This is a genomic window from Levilactobacillus wangkuiensis, assembly GCF_016861605.1.
Lineage (GTDB): Bacteria > Bacillota > Bacilli > Lactobacillales > Lactobacillaceae > Levilactobacillus > Levilactobacillus wangkuiensis.
In genome coordinates, this window is sequence record NZ_BOLM01000007.1 from 1 (window position 1) to 21486 (window position 21486).

The 21486-nt window shown below is 53.9% G+C and carries 19 protein-coding genes; 1 reads left to right on the forward strand and 18 read right to left on the reverse strand.

The features are described from left to right. Positions 1-299 precede the first annotated feature (299 nt). Positions 300-1565 (forward strand): MFS transporter, encoded by a 1266-nt coding sequence (locus JUF13_RS06590; RefSeq protein WP_203638678.1) that lies wholly within the window; start codon positions 300-302, stop codon positions 1563-1565. 102 nt (positions 1566-1667) lie between these two features. Here the strand turns inward: JUF13_RS06590 and JUF13_RS06595 are convergent, their stop codons facing one another. From JUF13_RS06595 to plsX, 18 genes are all read right to left on the reverse strand, one after another. Next, positions 1668-2057, reverse strand: coding sequence for a type II toxin-antitoxin system death-on-curing family toxin (locus JUF13_RS06595; RefSeq protein WP_203638680.1), 390 nt, complete (start codon positions 2055-2057; stop codon positions 1668-1670). After that, positions 2054-2308, reverse strand: a complete 255-nt coding sequence (locus JUF13_RS06600; protein WP_203638682.1) for an AbrB family transcriptional regulator — start codon at positions 2306-2308, stop codon at positions 2054-2056. The genes JUF13_RS06595 and JUF13_RS06600 overlap by 4 nt, the downstream gene beginning before the upstream one ends. Positions 2309-2428: 120 nt before the next feature. Further along, complete coding sequence (gene rplS / locus JUF13_RS06605; protein ID WP_048736156.1) at positions 2429-2785, reverse strand: 50S ribosomal protein L19; 357 nt, start codon at positions 2783-2785, stop codon at positions 2429-2431. 128 nt (positions 2786-2913) lie between these two features. Next, the gene (trmD, locus tag JUF13_RS06610) at positions 2914-3678 is read right to left on the reverse strand and encodes a tRNA (guanosine(37)-N1)-methyltransferase TrmD (protein WP_203638684.1); all 765 of its coding nucleotides are present in this window, start codon (positions 3676-3678) and stop codon (positions 2914-2916) included. Then, positions 3678-4196, reverse strand: a complete 519-nt coding sequence (gene rimM, locus JUF13_RS06615; RefSeq protein ID WP_203638686.1) for a ribosome maturation factor RimM — start codon at positions 4194-4196, stop codon at positions 3678-3680. The genes trmD and rimM overlap by 1 nt, the downstream gene beginning before the upstream one ends. A gap of 88 nt (positions 4197-4284) precedes the next feature. Beyond that, entirely contained in the window at positions 4285-4545 is a 261-nt protein-coding gene (locus JUF13_RS06620) for a KH domain-containing protein (RefSeq protein WP_125762411.1), read from the reverse strand. Positions 4546-4554: 9 nt separating this feature from the next. Continuing rightward, complete coding sequence (gene rpsP, locus JUF13_RS06625) at positions 4555-4830, reverse strand: 30S ribosomal protein S16 (RefSeq protein WP_020088982.1); 276 nt, start codon at positions 4828-4830, stop codon at positions 4555-4557. Positions 4831-4917: 87 nt separating this feature from the next. Then, on the reverse strand, positions 4918-5208 hold the full coding sequence (locus JUF13_RS06630) for a hypothetical protein (protein ID WP_203638688.1): 291 nt from the start codon (positions 5206-5208) through the stop codon (positions 4918-4920). Continuing rightward, on the reverse strand, positions 5205-6518 hold the full coding sequence (locus JUF13_RS06635; RefSeq protein ID WP_203638690.1) for a vWA domain-containing protein: 1314 nt from the start codon (positions 6516-6518) through the stop codon (positions 5205-5207). The genes JUF13_RS06630 and JUF13_RS06635 overlap by 4 nt, the downstream gene beginning before the upstream one ends. A gap of 3 nt (positions 6519-6521) precedes the next feature. Then, positions 6522-7694 carry an AAA family ATPase gene (locus tag JUF13_RS06640; RefSeq protein WP_203638692.1) on the reverse strand — a complete coding sequence of 391 codons (1173 nt, stop codon included), beginning with the start codon at positions 7692-7694 and terminating at the stop codon, positions 6522-6524. A gap of 396 nt (positions 7695-8090) precedes the next feature. Further along, the gene (locus tag JUF13_RS06645) at positions 8091-10739 is read right to left on the reverse strand and encodes a cation-translocating P-type ATPase (RefSeq protein WP_203638694.1); all 2649 of its coding nucleotides are present in this window, start codon (positions 10737-10739) and stop codon (positions 8091-8093) included. Positions 10740-11197: 458 nt separating this feature from the next. After that, positions 11198-12655 carry a signal recognition particle protein gene (gene ffh / locus JUF13_RS06650; RefSeq protein ID WP_203638696.1) on the reverse strand — a complete coding sequence of 486 codons (1458 nt, stop codon included), beginning with the start codon at positions 12653-12655 and terminating at the stop codon, positions 11198-11200. A 19-nt stretch (positions 12656-12674) separates the two neighbouring features. Further along, positions 12675-13016, reverse strand: a complete 342-nt coding sequence (locus tag JUF13_RS06655; protein WP_203638697.1) for a putative DNA-binding protein — start codon at positions 13014-13016, stop codon at positions 12675-12677. Between the two features lie 159 nt (positions 13017-13175). After that, the gene (ftsY, locus tag JUF13_RS06660; RefSeq protein WP_203638698.1) at positions 13176-14753 is read right to left on the reverse strand and encodes a signal recognition particle-docking protein FtsY; all 1578 of its coding nucleotides are present in this window, start codon (positions 14751-14753) and stop codon (positions 13176-13178) included. Then, positions 14753-18307: a chromosome segregation protein SMC gene (gene smc, locus JUF13_RS06665; RefSeq protein WP_203638699.1), complete on the reverse strand. Its 3555-nt coding sequence runs from the start codon at positions 18305-18307 to the stop codon at positions 14753-14755. The genes ftsY and smc overlap by 1 nt, the downstream gene beginning before the upstream one ends. 12 nt (positions 18308-18319) lie before the next feature. Continuing rightward, entirely contained in the window at positions 18320-19015 is a 696-nt protein-coding gene (gene rnc, locus JUF13_RS06670) for a ribonuclease III (RefSeq protein ID WP_203638700.1), read from the reverse strand. 483 nt (positions 19016-19498) lie between these two features. Continuing rightward, the gene (gene acpP, locus JUF13_RS06675; RefSeq protein WP_125762389.1) at positions 19499-19750 is read right to left on the reverse strand and encodes an acyl carrier protein; all 252 of its coding nucleotides are present in this window, start codon (positions 19748-19750) and stop codon (positions 19499-19501) included. Positions 19751-20441: 691 nt separating this feature from the next. Next, positions 20442-21476, reverse strand: a complete 1035-nt coding sequence (gene plsX, locus JUF13_RS06680; protein WP_203638701.1) for a phosphate acyltransferase PlsX — start codon at positions 21474-21476, stop codon at positions 20442-20444. Between the last annotated feature and the right edge of the window lie 10 nt (positions 21477-21486).

The window sequence follows — 21486 nt, forward strand, 5'->3', positions numbered from 1 at the left end:
AAAAGTATAGGTCTCCATGGCCTATTTGTTTACCCTTAATGTCTTAAGGGGTGTTGCACTTCAATTTTAAATCGGGCGATTCCGAAAAATTATCGGAATCATGCTATTTCGTGTTTTTAGAGCGTACTGGCGCTTACTTTAATTCCCTTGGTTAGCCTTGTGGACCAACATCTAAAAACCAGGCCATCCCTTTTGCCCTACCGGTATTATCCGTGTATCGTCAGGACTAGAAATTTCTTATCGAATCAGATAGGACGACTACTCACTAAAAATTCCACCACAAAGGAAGCGAGCCACCCGTGGAAGTCTTCTTTCGCAACCACCACTACCGAATCTTTATGCTGGCCAACATCATCAGTGCCATTGGCTCCTCACTGTTTGGCATTGTCTTCGTCATTTACGCCCGACACATGCCACATCCAGGTCTAGCCATTAGTGTAGCTTCAGTTGCGGGAAGTTTTCCGCTCCTGCTAGACATTTTAATGGGTTATCTGGCGGATCAAACAACCAATCACTTCCGGCAACAGCTTCGTAACCGATTAATCCAAGGCCTGCTTTACCTCATCATCAGCCTAATACTGTTAGCCCAGGGTAACTGGCCGGGTTTCATTATTATTCTGAGTCTGAGTATGCTAGTCAGCCTTATCAGCAGTTACAACACGTATGGGGCCATCCCCATCATCAAGGATATTGTGGTGCCCAAAGACATTTCGGAAGCGGCGGGCTTTGAAGCCGGCATTAACGCGACGATTTCTATCACTGGGGGTCTGATTGGCGCCGCACTGCTAGCCGCCTTTCACTATCACTACAGCCTATTTGCACTGGTCAATGCGGCTTCCTTCTTCCTAGCCTTTGCCTTACTCTTTCACGTTCGCCGCCATTTTGCCACACTAGCTAGTAGCCAGGTCGTTGTGCCAAAACAAGTTGGTTTCACCGCTAGCATTCGCCACTTTTTTCACCAAACTCGTCACAACTTTAAGTTACTCAAACAACACGCCAGCATCATCCAATTCACCGAAGTTTTTATGGCAATCAATCTCTTCGATGCGGGTCAGGAGGTCTTGTTGAACCTGTCCTTCGCTCACCAACCCCGCTTGTTACTCATCAACTACGGTTATACCGTCGCCTTGGTCGGCATGGTTGAATCCGTGGGGAGTATCGTCGGTTCACTCCTCCCCGGACGACTTACTCGACGCTTTAACATCCCCATCGGTATTGTGTTGATTTACGCCACGTACAGCTTAATGCCGCTAAACATTCTGTTTCTTAAAAGTCGAACGCTCTTACTTTTTGTGGTGATCGTCTCAAGTGTTTTAACAGGCATTCTCAATCCCCAGGTCCAAGGAAAAATGATCAATGACTTACCCAAGGAATCGATTGGGTCCATTATCAGCGCCTTCTATACGGTCATTCAGCTCACCGTTCCCTTGGGCTCACTGATTTTTGCCACCCTGGCTAACGCCCTTTCCTTAAAGTTTTCCTGGATTGGGCTCCTCGTCTTCGATGGCGGTACCTTCGTACTTTGGCTCGTACAACGTCGCCATCAACGCAACGTGATTGACTAGCCAACCACTGAAAGAAACGCAAATAATCCCTTACCTATCCATCTACGGCTAGGTAAGGGCACTTTGGAAATCCGTTAACACACACTTCCATATCGTCACTGCCTAAATTTGATGCGCCTTTAACCATTCGGCAAGCGTAATCATAATTTCTTCATTATCCAAGCTAGTCGTGACACTCAGAATTAACTTTTCCCCTTCTTCCTGACTAAAACGTAGCTTATAGCCATTAACCTTCAGGAAGGTTAGTCCTGACAGAAGCGCGGTTCGTTTATTTCCATCTACAAAAACGTGCTTCTTGGTTAATTTTTGAATGATAAATGCTGCTTTCAGCCAGATACTAGGATACAGTTCTCTCCCAAATATTATTTGCTGGGGCTGTTCAACCAGTATGTCTAAGCCTTGCGGGTACTGAACGCCAAAGGACCGGCTGCGTGCCCGATTTAAAACCAATTTATTTAAGGCGACAAACTCTTCCTTAGTTAGAAAAATCATAAGTTTTCTAGCCTTTTCATCAGGTCTTCATGCTCATCGAACAACTCGTTAGCTGCTTCTAAAACATTCGGTCTAACCTGTTCGATTTTTCTAAAAGTAACTTCCTTGCCATCCGGGGAGATAATTTTTTCAAAAGTCGTCTCACCATCTGCATTTAAAAACTCACGATCGCTTTTAGAAAGTCGAAAGGCATATGAGTTTCCGTTTTTAAATAACTTTACTGGTCCATTTAGCTTCTCTGGGTTAATCATAAAAATTACCTCCCTTTCGCTCGTGTGTACATTATATCATCTTGTACACACGCAAGCTATATACAGCTCTGTCAAACAAAAAAGCCAACCACCGAAGTGATTGACTTTCTCTGAATGTTACTAGTTGCGACGGCGTTCTGGGATCCGCGCTGCCTTACCGTTAAGTTCACGGAGGTAGTAGAGCTTAGCACGACGTACACGACCTTGACGAATAACGTCAATCTTAGCAACACGTGGGGAGTGTAATGGGAAGATCCGTTCCACACCGACACCGTTACTGATCTTACGTACCGTGTAAGTTGCTTGGATGCCAGCACCCTTACGCTTGATTACGACACCTTCGAACAATTGGATACGTTCGCGGGTACCTTCGACGATCCGGGCGTGAACCCGAACAGTGTCTCCGGCACGGAAGTCTGGAACATCGTCCCGTAATTGTTCTTGGTTGATCTTAGCAATTAAATTGTTTTGGCGCATAATGTATTCTATCCTTTCGCCAACATTCATCCTCAGTTTCGACAGCGGAATGTTGTTTCTGTGGCTAAACAGCCAAAAGTAAGTGTATCATATCTAGAAATGCCTGTAAAGGTTATTTTCTTGACTCCTTACTTTTTGCCCTGCCGTTCTTCTTCTTCGATCCGCACGTCCGCTAATAACCGCTTCTGTTCCGCGGTCAGCTTTTGGTGATCAATCAGGTCTGGGCGCCGTTGGTAGGTCCGCCGTAAGGCTTCTTTTTGTTGCCACTCGGCAATCTTACCGTGGTCGCCGCTGGTCAACACGTCTGGCACCTTCATCCCCCGGAAATCGGCTGGCCGCGTGTATTGCGGGTATTCCAGCAGACCGGATGAGAAGGAATCGCCCGGTGCCGACTCCGAATTGCCCAGCACGCCGGGTAGCAGGCGCACCGTGGCGTCAATCATGACCATTGAGGCCAATTCCCCACCGGTCAGGACAAAGTCCCCCAGGGAGACCTCATCCGTCACCAGCGTGCGGATTCGCTCGTCATAGCCCTCATAATGGCCGCACAGGAAGGTTAAATGCTCCTCGTGGGCAAACTCCTCGGCCACGTGCTGATTGAACGTCACGCCGGCTGGATCCAGCAGAATCACGCGTCCCTTGGGTAAGCCCTCGGCTGCGGCTTGTTCCTGCGTGGCTTTTAACGCGTCAAAGATGGGTTGGGCCTGCAGCAGCATCCCCGCACCCCCACCAAAGGGGTAGTCGTCGACGTTGCCGTGTTTGTTGGTCGAGTAGTCACGAAAATTGGTGACGGGCATGGTCAGATGCCCATTTTCAATGGCCTTGCCCACGATGGAATCGTGCATGGGACCAGAAAACATATCGGGAAATAAACTTAACACATCGATGCGCATTACTCGAGTCCCTCCATCAATTCTACCGTGACCTGACCGGCATCCAAATCAACCTTTTTAACCACGTCGTCGATCTTTGGCAGTAACAGGTCGTCCTTGCCTGGCCGGTCCACGACCCAGACGTCGTTGGCGCCCGGTGACAGGATTTCCTTAATTTTGCCTAGTTCTTCGCCGTCCTCGGTGACGACCTTCAGGCCCACGATTTGGTGATAGTAGTACTCACCCGGTTGGAGGTCGCCGGTCTCTAATTCATTATCCGTGACCTTGAGCGTGCTCTGCTTGTAAATTTCCACGTCGTTGATCGACGGCTTGCCTTCAAAGCCCAGCAAGTAAAAATTCTTGTGCTTGCGCATGGTCGCCACGGTCAGTGTGACGGGCTTGCTTTGCCCCCGCTGAAACGCATAGAGCGTTGCGCCGACCGCAAAGCGGCTCTCTGGGAAGTCCGTGGTCGCAATGACGCGGACCTCACCCTTGATACCGTGCGTGTTCACAATGGTGCCTACCGTATAATAAGCCAAATTTTTTGCCTCCCTAATTTTAAATAATTTATTTTAGATTTTAATTTCAATTTTTTTATAACAAAAAACTCGAGGAAACGTTGCCGCCTCACTCGAGTTTCTGTGCGGGACGGTCATCAATGATGAGCCGTACTCGCTTATTGCCTTGAACGCGAACGCTGTAGACAATCGTTCGGATTGCCTGCGCCACGCGGCCTTGTTTACCGATCACCCGTCCGACATCATCGGGGTGAACGGCTAACCGATATTCGTAAAAGCGATCCGTTTCGACCGGTGTTACCACCAAGTCCTCGGGATGCTCCACGAGTGGGCTAACAATTGCTAGAATTAATGCCTTAAAATCGGTCATTGCTAATCACTACTTTTTAGTGTACTTAGCTTCATGATATTGCTTCATGATACCAGCGTTGGAGAGTAAAGTCTTAACCGTATCTGAAGGTTGAGCACCATTGTTCAACCAGTTCATGATAGATTCTTCCTTCAACGTGATTGAAGCAGGTTGGGTAACTGGATTGTACGTTCCAACTTGTTCGATGAAACGACCGTCACGAGGACTCCGTGAGTCGGCAACCACAATCCGGTAGAATGGGCGCTTCTTAGAACCCATTCGCTTTAAACGAATCTTAACTGACATGTAGACACCTCCTGTATTTCTTTCAACGTGTAATAATATACCAGTTTCTGGATATGATGTAAAGGTTTTTTTCTTTACACCTTGAAATTAATCGAAATTCCTTCGCAGCCAAGCCAGATCATCCCCGGTCAACGACGTCCGATTTGTCGTGATCCAGGTCTGAACGGCGGCGTAATCGTCAAAATCGAGTTTAGTCGCCACCACGCCGGCCGCCTGCAGGTCCCGCGCAAATTTTAAATCCGCAATCGTCATCGGTGCGCGGAACAACGGGTTTTCTTCGGCTCGTGACGCCCACTCGCCGGTCAAAACGGCTCGCGCGTTGCGGTAAGCCGCATCCTGCTGTATCAAAGAACGTAATTCACTAGCCGTTAACATCATTCATGCCTCCTCAACGCTTGCCACTGCGAGTCGGTGGTCAGGCTGACCACGGTGCCCGGGGCTTGTTTCACAGAAAATTGACTGACCGGACTCGTCAGGAGCCAAATCACCGTCACCGGTAACGTGGGCCGCAATTGCTCTTCGCCATAGCCATCGGTCAAAATGACAACAATCTGGTTCGGTCTGCCGGCAAACAAACGGGGCAGCGCGTCAAAGACCGCCTGAAACCGGGTGCCACCCCCACCCGTCCGTTGCAAGCGCTGGGGACGTTTCTCCAGGGCAAAGCTGTTGGCCGGGTCCACGACCGTATCAAACGGATAAACCGTCACCTGGGCGGGATAAACGGCCAATAACGTGGCCATCTGCCCCAGCAGGTAACTGATTTCGCGATTACCCATGGACCCGGACTCATCGACGAAGACGGCGACCCGCTGCCAGGTCTGTACGATCTCACCCGGTAAATCCATCCGCACCGGCTGTCGGCGGTTAAATCGGCCATAAGCCGCTTGCCGCCCCGTGGGCACCTGCCCCAGTCCCCGTTTCAGCAATGACTGCCAATCCAAGGGATGCTGCGCCTGTGTCGGCGTGAGGGCCGCCTGAATGCTGCCAGGCAACGTGCCACGCTGCTTGGCGGACAAGTCCGTGCTCACGGCCTGAAAGAGCTGAGAACGCCATTGTTCGCGGTTAGCCGCGGCCTGGTCAGTCGCGCCCCGCCAGCCGGTATGACCATCCTGAGTCACGGCCGTCTCCGTACTCGTTGGACCACCCGGCTGCTGATTCCGTGTGGTGGCCTGTTGCTGATCCTGCCACTGCCGAAGCTGATGCAAGTACACCGCCGAATCCTGCCGTGGCAAGACGGGTTCACCCAACGCCGTCGCGAGTTTGGCACTGGTCACGGCCGCCGACGGAAGATCCGTCAGGTAGTCGTTGACCGCCGCATCCGTGGCCCAGCGAACGAGTCCGGCCTGCGCTGGTGTTTGGAGGGCCGTGGCGTAGCGCTCGGGATGCCGCCATAATAAATGCAACACCGTGTGCCGCAACATCGCTAGCAATTGGGGCCCCGTCCAACTAGTCTGAGCCAGTGCGCCGGGACCTAAGGCCAGCTGCCACTCACGCTCCGTGGGCACCAGACCCAAGGGGGCACGCTGGTCGGCGACGGTCACCGTTACCCGACTCAGCACGTGTCCATAGAATGGGTCGTGCTGTAACAAATACAAAACGGCATTCCGGTAGACTCGCCGCGCCGCAGCCGGTTGGTCGCCAGGTGTGGCCTGCCGGAGTCGCTGGAGGTCCTGCGTCAGACTCGTCATGGCCTACACCTCGATTTCACTGCTGCGTTTGCCGATCACCGTTAACTGTTGATACAGGGCCGCCACGCCGGGGTGGTCCTGAGCGGCAGCTAATTTTTCAAACAAGTCCTGTTGGGCCGCCATCCGTTGTGCAATCGCAAACTGGCCATCCGGCGGGCACGTGTTTAGTAACGCCGTGAACCGACTAGCCGTGGCGTCGACCGCCAGTGGCCAGTCCGGACTCGCCAAGCAATTCTGCAGAATCGTCTGTTGTTGCGCGGCGGCTAGCGTCTGAAAGGTGGCGACCGCAGTCGGTGCCGTTAGCGCCTGTTCCACCGTCAGGCCGGGTCGCTGGGCGGTCACGTAGCTGGCAAAGGCCGTTCCCACGGTCACGCCCAGGTTTCCCTGAATAATCGCCGTCATCACGGCCGTTTGATTGAAGAGTCCCTGCCGTTCCAGCTCGCGCAGCGCCCGCGAAACGCGCTCCCAGGCCCGTGGCGTGGGTTGGAGGTCGTCATCCGCCAGATTGTCCGTGGCGATCACGTGCAAGTCAGCGGGCGTCTCTTGAAGATAGTCCGTGACCAGTGGATCAATCCGCGGCCGCCCATCAACGACGGTCGTTGCCCACGTCAGCCAAGACGTGACGTCGGCCTGCAAAATCAGCCGCGTCGTCCGGTCGGCAATCGCCGCATCCCCCGGCGTGACCCCGTAGTGACTCTGGGCAAACCCGGCCATCGTGGCGTCCGGGTTCTCCGCCAAAATCAGGTGCACCTGATCCGGCAGCGTCAGCGTATTGATCTGTCGCTGGAGCACCAAGTTCATGAGTTCACTCTGAACGGCCTGCGTGCCCCGGTTGAACTCATCCAGGAACCAAATGATTTCCTGGTCGGGATGGGCCTCGGCGTAGCGAATCATGGCAACCAGGGTGTGCGAATAGCCAAACTGCACGTCGGCCAACGACCCGTACTTAGCCGTCTGCACAAAGGAATCGGCGGTCAACGGCGGCACGGGAATCACCAGGTCGCCCTTCTCGACCAAACTCACCACGGTCGTAAACAATTTTGCCTGCCGTCGCTGCGCCAAATCGGCCACTAACGCGGATTTCCCGATGCCGGCCTCGCCAACAATCGTGGGCACGGCCTCGCTGTTCAAAATAACATCGGCGGCCTGTAAACAAGTCGCATAGGTTAAAGCCATCGTCCCAACTCCCTTTCGGATACTAGAAAGCCCACTCGAAAAACACACGAGTGGGCAGTTTTTTGATTATCTTCAAAATTCATTTTAACTGGACAGTGGTAGACGACTTTAGGCTAAACAGGAACACACGTCACTTAGATGAGGTTAACCTGTTTCAAGTCCAACGCTACCACACAAACCAATTGCACGCCCGCGGGCTAAACCAGTGTTAGCCGCAGGGCCGGTTAAAATGTGCTCAGCCGTGGGAGTGGCCTTAGCGGTTTACCGCTTAGACCACTGCTATCTTTGAGACTCGGGTTAGGAGGCTCAAAGTAAGTCTGGAGACCGCCCTTCGGCTCCAGGCGGCGCCCACCGCGTTCCGGCACATTTTCACCGGCCCGGAGGCGCTGTTAATGCTTATTTTAACACGCGGCGCTGGAAGAACTTAACAATTTCCACAATCACGATCATCATAAACGAAGCCACCAGCACGATGGCCCATTGGAATCCATCCAAGTGAGCGACGTGGAACATGCCGTTCAAGCCGGGCACCAGAATCGTCATGGCCAGTAAGGCAAAGGCAATCACGATGGCCCAGTTGAAGAACTTGTTCTTGAAGAGGCCGACCGTGAAGATCGAACCGTGAATCGACTTGGAGTTAAAGGCATGGAACAGTTGAATCAGTCCCAGCGTCGCAAAGGCCATCGTCAAGGCATCGGCGTGGGCCAGGCTGGCCGTTGCGTGTACCGGGTAGGTCAACGCCAACCAGTAGACGAATAGCGTAATGCCACCCTCTAACAGCCCCTGGTAGATGATACCGCCGAAGACCCCACCGGAGAAGAAGTTCGACTTCCGGCCCCGTGGTGGCTGCTTCATGATGTTGCGTTCCATGGGTTCGACCCCCAGCGCAATGGCTGGCAGCGTGTCGGTCACCAGGTTGATCCAGAGAATGTGGACCGGCGCCAGAATTTGCCAGCCCAACATGGTCATCATGAATAGGGTCAAGACTTCCCCCAGGTTGGCGGACAGTAGGTACTGGATGGCCTTTTGAATGTTAGCAAAGACCTTCCGTCCCTCTTCCACGGCGACCACAATGGTGGAAAAATTGTCGTCGGCCAGGACCATATCACTGGCCCCTTTGGAAACCTCGGTCCCGGTGATACCCATGCCGATCCCAATATCGGCGGCCTTCAAGGCGGGGGCATCGTTGACCCCATCCCCGGTCATGGCAACGACCTTGCCGCGCTTCTGCCAGGCATTGACGATGCGGACCTTGTGCTCGGGGGCGACCCGGGCGTAAACCGCGTAGTCGCTCACTTTCTTAGCAAATGTCGCATCGTCCATCTCATCGAGTTCGGCCCCGGTGATCACAGCGGCGGTCTCCCCCTTGTCAATGATGCCTAGTCGTACCGCAATGGCAGCGGCCGTATCGCGGTGATCCCCGGTGATCATCATTGGCCGAATCCCGGCAGATTTGGCATCCGCCACGGCCTGGGCCACCTCTGGGCGTTCGGGGTCGATCATGCCGACCATCCCGGCCAAAATCAGGTCATTTTCCACGGCTTCACTGGTCATGTCGGTTGGCACCTGATCCGTGATCCGGTAGGCAAACGCCAAGACCCGTAAGGCCTGGGTGGCCATGTTGTGGTTCGTGTCCAAGATATGTTGCCGGTCGGCGTCGCTCAGCGGTGAAACCGCGCCGTCCCTGGCCAACCGTGTGACGCGTTTCAGCAATTCATCCGGCGCCCCCTTGACGGCAATCAGGAAGCGGCCATCCACTAAGGGGTGGACCGTCGACATGAGTTTTCGCTCGGAGTCAAACGGAATCTCCGCGACCCGGGGCATGTCCGTTAACACCTGATCAACCGGGTAGTCCCGGTCCAGTTGGTACTGCACCAGCGCCGTTTCGGTAGGGTCACCGGCCAAGCCATCCGGCGTCACCTTGGTATCGTTGCTGAGAATCATGACCTGTGCCAGCCGGTCCTCGCGGTCAAAATCAACCGTGTGCGCGTCGGCTAAACGTAAGTCCTCGTAAACCTTTTCGACCGTCATCTTATTTTGCGTCAACGTCCCGGTCTTATCCGAGGCGATAATATCGGTGCTCCCCAGCGTTTCCACGGCGGGCAGCTTCCGGACGATGGCGTGGCGTTTAGCCATCCGCTGGGTCCCCAGCGCCAAGGTAATCGTGACGATGGCGGGTAGACCTTCTGGAATCGCGGCGACGGCCAAGGAAATTGCCGTCAGCAGCATGTCGATCAGGCTCTCAGCCTGACGCCACATCCCCATCGCAAAGACGATGGCCGCAATCACCAGGATCAAGATGGTCAGCGACTTTCCTAACTGGGTCAGATTGGCCTGAAGCGGCGTGGTGGTCTCGTCGGCGGCTTCGATCATGCCGGCGATTCGGCCGACCTCCGTCTGCATCCCAGTGGCCACCACGACCCCGGTCGCCCGACCGTACGTGACGTTAGAATTCATGAACGCCATGTTGTGGCGATCCCCGATGGGCAGGTCCGCACCGGTCAAAATGGCGTCCGCCTTTTCCACGGGCACCGATTCCCCGGTCAACGCGGATTCCTCGACCTTTAGCGAGGCCACATCGAGCAAACGCAGGTCGGCGGGAATGATATCACCGGCTTCTAGCAAGACGATATCCCCCACGACCAGCTCGTCGCTCTTAACGGTCATGACCTGGCCATCCCGGCGAATCGTGGCGTTGGGGGCCGACATTTCCTTTAAGGCGTTGATGGCTTCCTCGGCCTTGGCCTCCTGAAAGACCCCGAAGATGGCGTTTAACACCACCACGACCAGGATGATGACGGCATCCACGACCTCACCCGTCAGCCCGGCAATCAGCGCGGCCACCAGCAAGACGATGATCATGAAGTCCTTGAACTGCGCGAAAAATTTCTGCACCAGGGACGTGGTCTTCTGTTGATTCAAGACGTTGTGTCCATTCGTGGTGAGGCGTTCCTGTGCGGTTGCCGAGCTCAACCCATGCTCGCTGGTCTGCAAGCGCTGGTACAAGTCGGTAACGGTTTCCTGATAAAACGGTAATTTGACCATTTGCCAATTCCTCCTGAGGTGTGCTCGTAAGCCCATTTTTCACCCATTTTCGGGGGTAAAAAAAGAGACTCACGCGTGCACACAAAATAAATTGTGAACACACATAAGTCTCACTATTTAAGGCAATCCCGGATTGGCAACTGGCTAGACACCAGTTCCAAAGAAATCTTGCTGACGGGTATTGCCGCAGAATCGCTCTGCTAGTTACTCCCTTATGGTTGCTTTAGGAACAGTATACCGGAATGATTTCACCACGTCTACCCAAAAGATATTTAAAAGTTAATGGTATTGGTAAGTTTTTCCATAAGACTAGTCCTTGCCCGGCCTCCAGGATGGTGAAAATGAGCCCGGAACGCGGTAGACGCTTGCCACATCCCCGAATCCAACAAAAAACAGGCCCCAGCACAGCGATTACCCATCGCCATCCTCGAACCTGCTTATCTATCAGCAATCAGAAACTATTTCCGCTTCTTACCCCGCAAACGTTTCTTCTTATTTTTCTTCATTTGCCGCGTCATGCGGTTCATGGCCATCTTTTGCATACGGCCACTGATACCACCGCCCATGCCGCCACCCATTCCTGAGTTGCCCATGAGTTGTTCCATGCCGGACATGTTTCCCTTGGAAACTTGGTTCATCATTTTCTTCATTTGGTTAAACTGCTTGATCATGCGGTTCACTTCATGAATTGGCCGGCCGGCCCCAGCCGCGATGCGTCGCCGCCGTGAGGGGTTCAGTACATCCGGGTTGGTCCGTTCCTGTGGCGTCATGGAGTACACGACCGCCTTCAGGTGATTCATATCCTTGGGGTCGACCTGAGCGTTCTTCAGCGCTGGGTTGTTGGCCATCCCCGGAATCATCTTCATTAACTCATCCATTGGCCCCATCTTTTGAATCTGTTCGATTTGGTCCAGGAAGTCGTTAAAGTCAAAAGAGTTTTCCTGAATCTTTTCGGTTAACTCCTTGGCTTGTTTCTCGTCAAAGTCTTTTTGGGTCTTTTCAATCAGGGAGAGCATATCGCCCATGCCCAAGATCCGGGACGCCATCCGGTCAGGGTGGAAGACGTCCAGGTCGGTCATCTTTTCACCTTGCCCGATGAACTTGATTGGCTTGCCGGTGACGGAACGAATGGATAAGGCAGCCCCACCACGGGTGTCGCCATCCAACTTGGTCAAAACGACCCCGGTCACGTCGAGCTTGCCGTTGAATCCTTCGGCGGTTGCCACGGCGTTTTGCCCAGTCATGGCATCAACCGTCAAGAGGATTTCGTCAGGGTGCGCGAGGTCCTTGATGTTGGCCAGTTCATCCATCAGCTGTTCGTCGATTTGTAAACGACCGGCCGTATCGATGATGACGTAGTCGTTGTGATCCTTTTCCGCTTGGGCTAACCCTTGGCGGACGATTTCCACGGGATCCACGTCGGTGCCCATTTCAAAGACGGGTACGTCAATGCCGGCAGCCACTTGGACCAATTGGTCGATAGCGGCTGGCCGGTAAACGTCTCCGGCAATCATTAAGGGACGGGCATTTTCTTCGTTCTTTAACTTCAACGCCAGCTTGCCGGCAGTCGTCGTTTTCCCGGCCCCTTGGAGCCCAACCATCATGATGATCGTTGGAATTTTCGCCGACTTGTTCAGGGGAACGGCTTCGTCACCCATCGTCTTAGTCAGCTCTTCGTCAACGATCTTCACAATTTGTTGTGCAGGGTTTAAGCCTTCGAGAACGTCGGCGCCCATTGCCCGGTCGCGGACCTGCTTAACGAAGTCCTTGACCACGGTAAAGTTAACGTCGGCTTCCAGCAAGGCCAGCCGAATTTCTCGCATGGTTTCGCGTAAATCACTTTCGGAGACCTTGCCTTTGCCCCGAAGTTTGCGCATTGCGTTTTGTAGTCGTTCAGTTAATCCTTCAAACGCCATTCGTATTGCCACCTAACTTTCATTGTTCTTCTAGATTTTCGAGACCCGCCACCAGCCGATTTAACTTGGCATCCTGCGGGTAATTGGCCGCCACGTAGGACTGAATCTCATCAGCCTGGTCGTTGCGCGCCGTGAATTCTTGGTAGAGGTGCAGCTTGCCCTCATAATCTTCGAGGATTTTTTCCGTCCGTCGCAGATTATCGTAAACCGCCTGCCGACTGACGTTAAACTCTTCGGCGATTTCGCCCAAAGAGTAGTCGTCGCCATAGTACAGCTGCATATAATTATTTTGCTTTGCGGTCAGTAGCGGCTGGTAGAACGCAAATAAGGAATTAATTCGATAATTTTTTTCAATCTCCATGCTTGGTCCTCCAGTTCGTGTCACACTCTACCAGAATACCGATTTTTAGCGGTTTCGTCAATTTTTTTCGCTGATTTTGGGTAATCTGGTGACGAGTTACGTTTAAGCCAAATTAAAAACGACTCCACCAAATTTCATCGGCGAAGTCGTTTTCTTTAGCTAAGCTTTTTTATCCAACGCCTTCACGTCGATCAGGCCCTTGAACAAGCCGTAAACAAACTCGTTCGGGTCGAATGGCCGTAAGTCGGAAATCTGTTCGCCCAACCCAATGAACTTCACGGGCACGTGGAGTTCGTTGCGAATGGCTAACACGATTCCCCCACGAGCGGTCCCGTCCAGCTTGGTCAGAACGATCCCGGTCACAGCGGTGGATTCCTTAAACAATTTCGCTTGCGTCAAGGCATTTTGCCCCGTCGTCGCGTCCAGTACCAGGAGAACTTCATGTGGCGCACTAGGAATTTCACGGGTAATGATCCGCTTCATCTTTTCCAGCTCGTTCATCAGGTTGACCTTGTTCTGTAACCGACCAGCGGTGTCGACGAAGAGAATATCGTAAGCCTCTTCCTTGGCCTTCTTAACGGCATCAAACACCACGGCGGCTGGGTCGGATTGGGGCTTCCCTTTGACAATGTCCACGTCCGCGCGTTTGGCCCAGACGTCCAACTGTTCGGTTGCCCCGGCCCGGAATGTGTCGGCAGCGGCCAGCAAGACCTTCTTGCCAGCCTGGTGGTACCGGTTGGCCATCTTCCCAATGGTGGTCGTCTTACCGACCCCGTTGACCCCAACGAACAGGATCACGGTTGGGCCATCAATTGCCATGTTCAGCGCGGTACTCTCCTCGTCGTTGCCAGCTGCGTCATAAATCTCAACCAGCTTCTCGACCACCACGTTTTGCACGTCAGCGGACTTCTTGGCGTTCTGCAGCTTGACCTCGTCGCGCAACTCATCACTGAGCTTCACGGCCATGTCAAAGCCCACATCAGCACCAATCAGGGTTTCTTCCAAATCATCAAAGAAGCTCTCATCCACGTGCCGGAAGTTAGCCAGCAAGGCGTTCAACCGTTGGCCAAAGGTCGTCCGGGTCTTTTCCAAGCCCTTATCGTACAATTGTTCATCGGTTTGTTCTGCGGGTTCGGTTGAAGTGGACTCAGTCGTCTCTGACGCAGTTTCTTTGGGTTCTTCGGCTGCGACTACTACTGGTTCTGCTTCATCAGCTTCTGTCGTTTTAGCTTCTTCAGACGTTGCTGGTTCACTGGCTTCCGTAGCTGGTTCTTCCGCAGACTCAGTCGTCACGGGTTGGTCGGTAGCTGCTGGTTCTGCTGACTCTGCGGCTGCGCTAGCTACCGGCTCAGTCGCCGTATCATCCTCAGCTGTAACCGGCGCCACGGGTTCGGCAATCGGTTGTGCCTCACTGCCCGCTGATTCTGGTGCTGGCGCTGCCACGGAGTCTGCGGCGCTACTTGATGCTGGCTCAGCTGGTTCTGCAACAGCTGCACTCGACGCAACTGGCGCTTCGCTAGCCGCCGCAGAACTTTCGTCAGGCGCGGCAGTCGCTGCTGATTCAGGCGTTTCTACTGCCGAGTTTGCGGTGACCGGTGCCGAACTAGAGGCAGCTACGGGCGCTTCACTAGCCGGTGTAGCCGCTGCAGAAGAGTCTACGGCCGCTTCACTGCTGGCTGGTGCCTCGCTGGCCGGCTCCTTTTTAGCACGCCGGCGAAAAATATCAAATAATCCCATTAGGATTGCTTCCTTTCCTGAGTGGTTTCTTGGTCCAGGTCGACGGCGACCATCTTAGAGACGCCGGATTCCTGCATCGTCACCCCGTAAAGGATATCGGCTTGCACCATGGTTTCCTTCCGGTGGGTGATGACGATAAATTGCGTTTGGTCTTGGAATTGGTGAATGTAGCGGGCAAACCGGGTCACGTTGGCCGGGTCAAGCGCCGCCTCCACCTCATCTAAAATACAGAATGGCACGGGTTGGACCTGTAAAATGGCAAATAAAAGCGTGATGGCTGTCAACGCCCGTTCACCCCCGGAAAGGAGCCCCATGTTCTGGAACTTCTTGCCAGGCGGCTGAGCCATGATGTCGACCCCCGTCGTCAGTAGGTCAGTCGGGTCGGTCAAAACGAGTTCGGCCTTGCCCCCACCAAACATCTGCTTGAACGTGGCCGTAAACTTTGCGGCAATTTGGTCAAAGCTGGCCTTGAACCGGCGCTTGACCTGCCCATCCAACTCGGTCATGGTCGCGGTCAACTGTTCCTTGGCCGTGACCAGGTCGTCGCGTTGTTGAGTCAGAAAGTCATAGCGTTCCTTGACCTCTTTGTATTCGTCGATGGCGTTGAGGTTGACCGGACCAATTTCATCCAGCCCCCGCTTCAACAGCTTGAGTTGTACGGCCAGTTCATCGGCGGGCAACTCACTGACGTCTTGTTCGGCGGCGGCTAAACTCAGCTGGTATTTCTCAGCTAACTGATTCTGTTGCTGGTCGATCAAGGCGGCTAACCGGGCCTGTTGGACCTGAGCCTGTTGCAAATCATCGTTGGCCAGCTGCAGTAAGCCACTGGTCCGTTGATTGGCGGTCTCGGCGGCCTCTAAATCATCGTTGACCGTCGTCAATTGCTCGTTAGCCTGATTCAGGTCCGTTTGAACCGTCTCCCGGTCCTTTTTTGCCTGGGTCAGTTGGGCCTGCGCATCGGCTGGCGTCAACGTGGCCTGCTGCTTGAGGTCGGCCAGGCCGGTGGTCACCGTCTTAGCGGTGGCCTCATCGGCGGTCACATCCTCTTGCAACCCCTTGATGGTCTCGCGCTGTTGTTGATGACGTTCCTTGGCGCCCGCCAACCACGTTTGCTTAGCCGTCAAGGCCGCTTGTTTTTGCGACTGCTCGGCCGTGACCATTGAGATCTTCTGTTGCAGGTCAGTGATGGCTTTTTCAGTCGCCACAACCTGTTGTTCACCCCTTGTGATTTGTTGGGCTAATTGACTGCCCTGATCATCGGCATCGCTGTCCTGGGCCTGTTGAATCTCCAACTCGGCGGCTTTCACTTGCCGGTTGGCCTGTTCTAAGGTCGTTTGCGCATTGGCCAACTGGTCGTCTAATTGCCGACACTGTGGTTGTAGCGTGTTAATTGTGCTCTGAAAGGCCTGACTTCGCTGTTCGCTAGACGTTAAGGCCGCTCGTTGGGCTTTAATTTTAGCCTCTTGCTCGGTCAGTGACTTTTGCATTTGGGTAATATTGGTCTGCAGCTGCTGGAGCTCCTGTTGTTGCCGGAGCACGCTACTGTGGCTCTGCCGGGATTGGCCCCCGGTAATGGCCCCACTGGCGCTGACCACGTCACCCGCCAGACTGACCACGCGATACCGGTGGTGAATCCGTTGGCTGATGGCGACGGCCGTGTCCAGATTAGCAGCAAAAATGGTGGTGCCTAACAGGTAAGCCAAAATCGTGGCGGCGGATTGATCAATGCTGATCAGCTCGCTCCCGACACCCAGATACCCCGTCATGCTGTGTACCTGTTGCAGGGTGTTGCGGTCAATTTGCCGGCCGCGCACCGTGCTCAGAGGTAGGAAAGTCGCCCGGCCAGCGCGGTGCTCACGCAGGTAGCCGACCGCGGCCTTGGCCGTCGTTTCATCGTCGACCACGACCTGTTGCAGCTGACCACCCAGCGCGTATTCAACGGCGCTGGTATAGCGTTCGGGGACCTGTAACAGCTCAGAAACCGCCCCGAGGAGTCCTCGGAAATGGTCGCGCTGCTTCAAGATGGCCCGAACCCCTTGGTAAAAGCCACCGTATTCTGCGGAGGAAGCCTGTTGACTAGCCACCTTGGTTTGGGCGCGCTGGTAGACCTCTAAGGCCGCCTGCCAGTTGTGCTGTAGGGTTTGATACTCTTTTTGATGGCGCTGGTATTGCCCGGCTTCGGCGTCCAGTCCCTGTTCCGCCTGATTCAACGCGGTCTTTTGGCTGGTGGCCTGGGCCGTTAGGGTTTGGACTTCAGTCTCGGCAGACTGTGCCCGCTCCTGGAGCTCGGCCAATTGCTGCGCGACCCGTTGCCCCCGCTGTTGCAGGCGCTCCTGGTTCTGCTGCAAATACTGCCGTTGATTCCGCCAGTTGGCAACGTCTTGCTTCTGATCGAAGTAGGTCGTCCGCAAGTCCTCCAGGTCCTTACGCAGTCCCGCAATCACTTGGGGATCCGTGGCCTGGGTCAGCTCGCGTGCTTCCTTCTTCGCCGTCTTCATGGCGTCCGTCAGCTCGGCAAGCGACGCCTCAGCCTTGGTCAATGCCTCGTAATTGGTGGTCATCCGCGCCTGCAAGGTCGTCAGTTGTTGCTCTAAGCGCTGACGTTGCTCGTTTTGGTGCTTTTGCTGCTCACCGGACAGGTTGACCTGCCCCTGACGCTGCTCCACCAGCTGTGTTGCCGCCACCAATTTGGCCTGCAGGTCATCTTTGGTTGCCAGCAGTCTCGTCTGTTGTTGCTTGAGGTCATTGACGGTCGTCGTTTGCGCCTTCTCGGCAGCCTGATGCGTGGTGACCTGGTCCTGCTTCTCGGTGACCTGGGCATCCGCCGTCTGCTTCTGTGTCATCTCGGTGTGAAGTTGGCGCACCAGTTGGGTCCGGTCCAGCAGGGCAAATTTTTCCTGCTGATCCAGATAGTCCTGGGCGAGATTACTCTGTTCCTCTAACGGCTGCACGCGGCCTTCTAGCTCGGCGATGATGTCCTCGACCCGGTGTAAATACGCCGTGGTGTCGTCCAATTCACGCTGCGCCTTTTCCTTGTGCTTCCGGTATTTATAAACGCCCGCGACTTCTTCAATGATGTTGCGTCGGTCTTCGGGCTTGCTGTTGAAAATGGCCTCGACGCGCCCCTGAGAAATGATGGAGAAGGAGTCTTGCCCCATCCCCGAATCCATCAGGAGTTCCGTGATGTCCTTCAACCGGCAGCTTTGCCCGTTTAATTGGTAATCCGAGTCGCCGGACCGGTAGAGCACCCGGCTAATGGTCAACTCGGTGTAATCACTTTTTAAATAGTGGTCGCTGTTGTCCAGCGTGATCGACACGGCTGCCCGGTTCAACGGGTGCCGGTCGGCTGAGCCCGCAAAAATCACGTCAGGCATCTTACTGCCCCGCAAGCTCTTCGCGGACTGTTCCCCCAAGACCCAACGAACCGCTTCGGAAATATTACTCTTACCGCTCCCATTGGGGCCGACGATGCCGGTCATCCCCGGCAAAAAGTCAATTCGGGTTTTATCCGCGAAGGACTTGAACCCGCTAATTTCTAATGTCTTTAACCGCATCGTTAGTCATCCTTACTCTACTTTCAGATTCTCCAGCGCATGCCGCGCCGCATTTTGTTCCGCGTGCTTCTTCGAATGGCCGTGGCCCTCGCCTAACTGCTTGTCATCCACGTAAACGGCCACCATAAAGGCCCGGTCGTTGTCGGGACCCTCTTCATCTAATAACCGGTATTCGATGTTCACGGGCCCATTTTGTTGGACGAGTTCTTGTAATTCCGTCTTGTGATCAAAGAATTCATCGAAGCGGCCTTCGTCTAGCTTAGGGAAGACTACTTTCGTGACAAATGGCACAACTTTTTCCAGCCCTTGATCCATGTACAGGGCCCCAACAAAGGATTCGAAAATATCACAGAGCAGGGAATCCCGTTGCCGGGCCTGCGCCTTTTCCTCACCCTTGCCTAAGCGAATGTATTGGTCAAAGTGGCACTCGCGAGCAAAACTGGCAAAGCTTTGTTCGTTTACCATGGCGGCCCGCAGCCGCGTTAACCGGCCTTGGGGCATCTTGGGGTACCGGCGGAAAATGTAATTGGAAACCACCAATTGCATCACAGCGTCACCTAAGAATTCGATACGTTCGTAAAATTTCAGCCCCTGGTTCGGGTGTTCATTGACGTACGAGGCCTGAGTAAACGCCTCGTCCAGCAACGACTGATCTTTAAAATGTATATCATAATTTTCTGCTAATTCTTGATTTAATCCAGCAATCACGCGCTAATTCCCTCATTTCTTCAATACGTTGGGTAAATGGGTTCGCCTCCGGTAGACAGGTATTCCGCCCCCTCTGAGGCCCACCCAGAGCCAAAGAGCGGTCTCCGGGTTCGCCTTGAAGCCCCGAAAATCACGGGTCTTCAAGGTCGGCCTGTGTTCTAAGGCCGGAAAGAACCCGACCTAAGAACACCGACACAGGGGGCTCCACACCTGCCTACCTGCGGCTAAGCTCATTCAGCCAACTAAACTCTCTTCAAATCATTTCAACACTTTAAGTTCTCTGTTCATGATTAAATTATTACCCAATCTAAAAGACACACACAGTCACTATTATACCTGAATCCAGCCGTTTTCACTGGAAATCACGCAGAATTTTCACGAGAAAATAATTCTGGTGGTGGACTGACTGCCTGACTGGGGAATATTTCCAGATTGAAAAAGCCCGGGACGACTTAACCTGCGGCCCGGACTCGCTCAAATAACTTATTTTTGTTGATTCTGGTGGGCGTCGATGTAATCGACTACTTCACCAATGGTGTTCAGCTTTTCAGCATCTTCATCCGAAATTTCAGCGCCAAACGTGTCCTCCAGTTCCAAGACGAATTCCACAAAATCAATGGAATCGGCATCTAAGTCCTGCTTGAAGTTCAGTTGTTCGTTGATGGTATCTCGGTCAGCCTCAAAACGGTCGGCAATAATGTCGGCAATCTTGTCAAAAATTTCTGCTTTTGTCATTGTAATCCCTCGCTCACAGTATTCAAATAGTAGTCTAACCGTTTTGCCGGTCCTTGTCTAGCCAATTAATCATCCGGGTTAAACTTGTCTTTGCTGGTGCCTCCGGGCTGGTGAAAATGGGCCAGGACGCGGTGGGCGCCCGTCTGGAGCCAAAAGGCGGTCTCCAGACTTACTTTGAGCCTCATAGACCGAGTCTCAAAGATATCAGTTGCCTAAGCGGTAAACCGCTAAGGCAACTCCCACGGCTGAGCCCATTTTCACCAGCCCTGCGGCTCACACTCGTTTAACCCGTGTGGTACGTGTCTCCAGGTGTGCGTTGCCAGATAATCACCTGACGACTGCATCCCTCATATCAAGAGAGACAGACGTGAATGTCTAACTGAGCTAAACCACGCTAAGCCGTAAGGACGTGAAACAAGGGCGACGCCACCGTCAGTGACCAGAGGCGGATCAAGCTGACCAGCTGTGTCGGTGGTCTTGGCTGAGGTTTTCCACTCAGCCTAGACCACGGGACGACCTTTGAGACCGCTTTTCAGGCTCAAAGTCGAGGTGGAAGCCTGCTCTTCGGCTGGAACCGTTCCCCACAGCAGGGCAACTTGAATCCGCCGCCGGGAACGCCTGCGATGACACCGGCCCATTTTTCTCACCCGGTAAGGCGAATTACCACTCTCGTTTAGCCCATTATAGGCGTTTACTTCAGAGACTCCTTGAGAGCGCTCATTTGCTCGCCGTGTTCGGCAAAGTAAGTGACTAACTGGTCCGCACTCTTGCTAGCAATCAATTCATGGATTTGACCAATCGTGTTCTTAACGGTTGGGGCCTTGGTGGAACCATGGGTCTTAACGACCGGCGCCTTCAAGCCCAACAGCACGGCACCCCCGTATTGGGAGTAGTCCATGGCGCTCTGAACGTTGCGGAAGACTGGCTTCAGCATGCTGGCCCCAATTTTACCGCCCAGACCGCCGCTCATGATTTCGCCCTTGATCAGCTTCAACATGGACAGCGCGGTGCCTTCGATAGCCTTCAACGTGGCGTTTCCAGTAAATCCATCGGTCACGACCACATCAGCCGCCCCATTCAGCAATTCACGGGATTCAACGTTGCCAACAAAATTAATTTCGTCCATCGCAGCCAGCGCTTCGTGGATGGCCCGGTGATTCTTATCACCCTTGTCCGCTTCCGTCCCGTTGTTTAACAGGCCAACGCGGGGCTTTTCCACGTGCATGACGGATTGGGCGTAATACTGGCCCATAATGGCGTATTGGACGACGTTAAATGGCTTGGTATCGGCGTTGGCCCCTACGTCCAGCATCACAAAGCTCGATTGGTCTGGCTTTTGCAAGACGGGTAAGGTGGTCGTCAAGCCGGGCCGGTCGATACCCTTGATTCGGCCGACAATCAGCAGACCGGCAGCCAAGACGGCCCCGGTGTTCCCAGCGGAGAAGAAGGCGTCGGCCTCCCCCTCACGGACGGCCGTGGCGGCCAGCACGATGCTGGAATTTTTCTTCCGCCGCACAGCACGAACGGGTTCGTCCTCCATGGCAATCACTTCTGGCGCCGGCATCAATTTGATACGGGTACTGTCCTGTAATAGCGGTTGGACCTTCTCTTCTTGACCGTACAGTAAAAATTCAATGTCTGGGTACGCGTCACGGGCTAATTCAATGCCCTTAACGATTTCAGCGGGCGCAAAGTCGCCGCCCATTGCATCTACAGCAATTTTCATGAGTAATCTC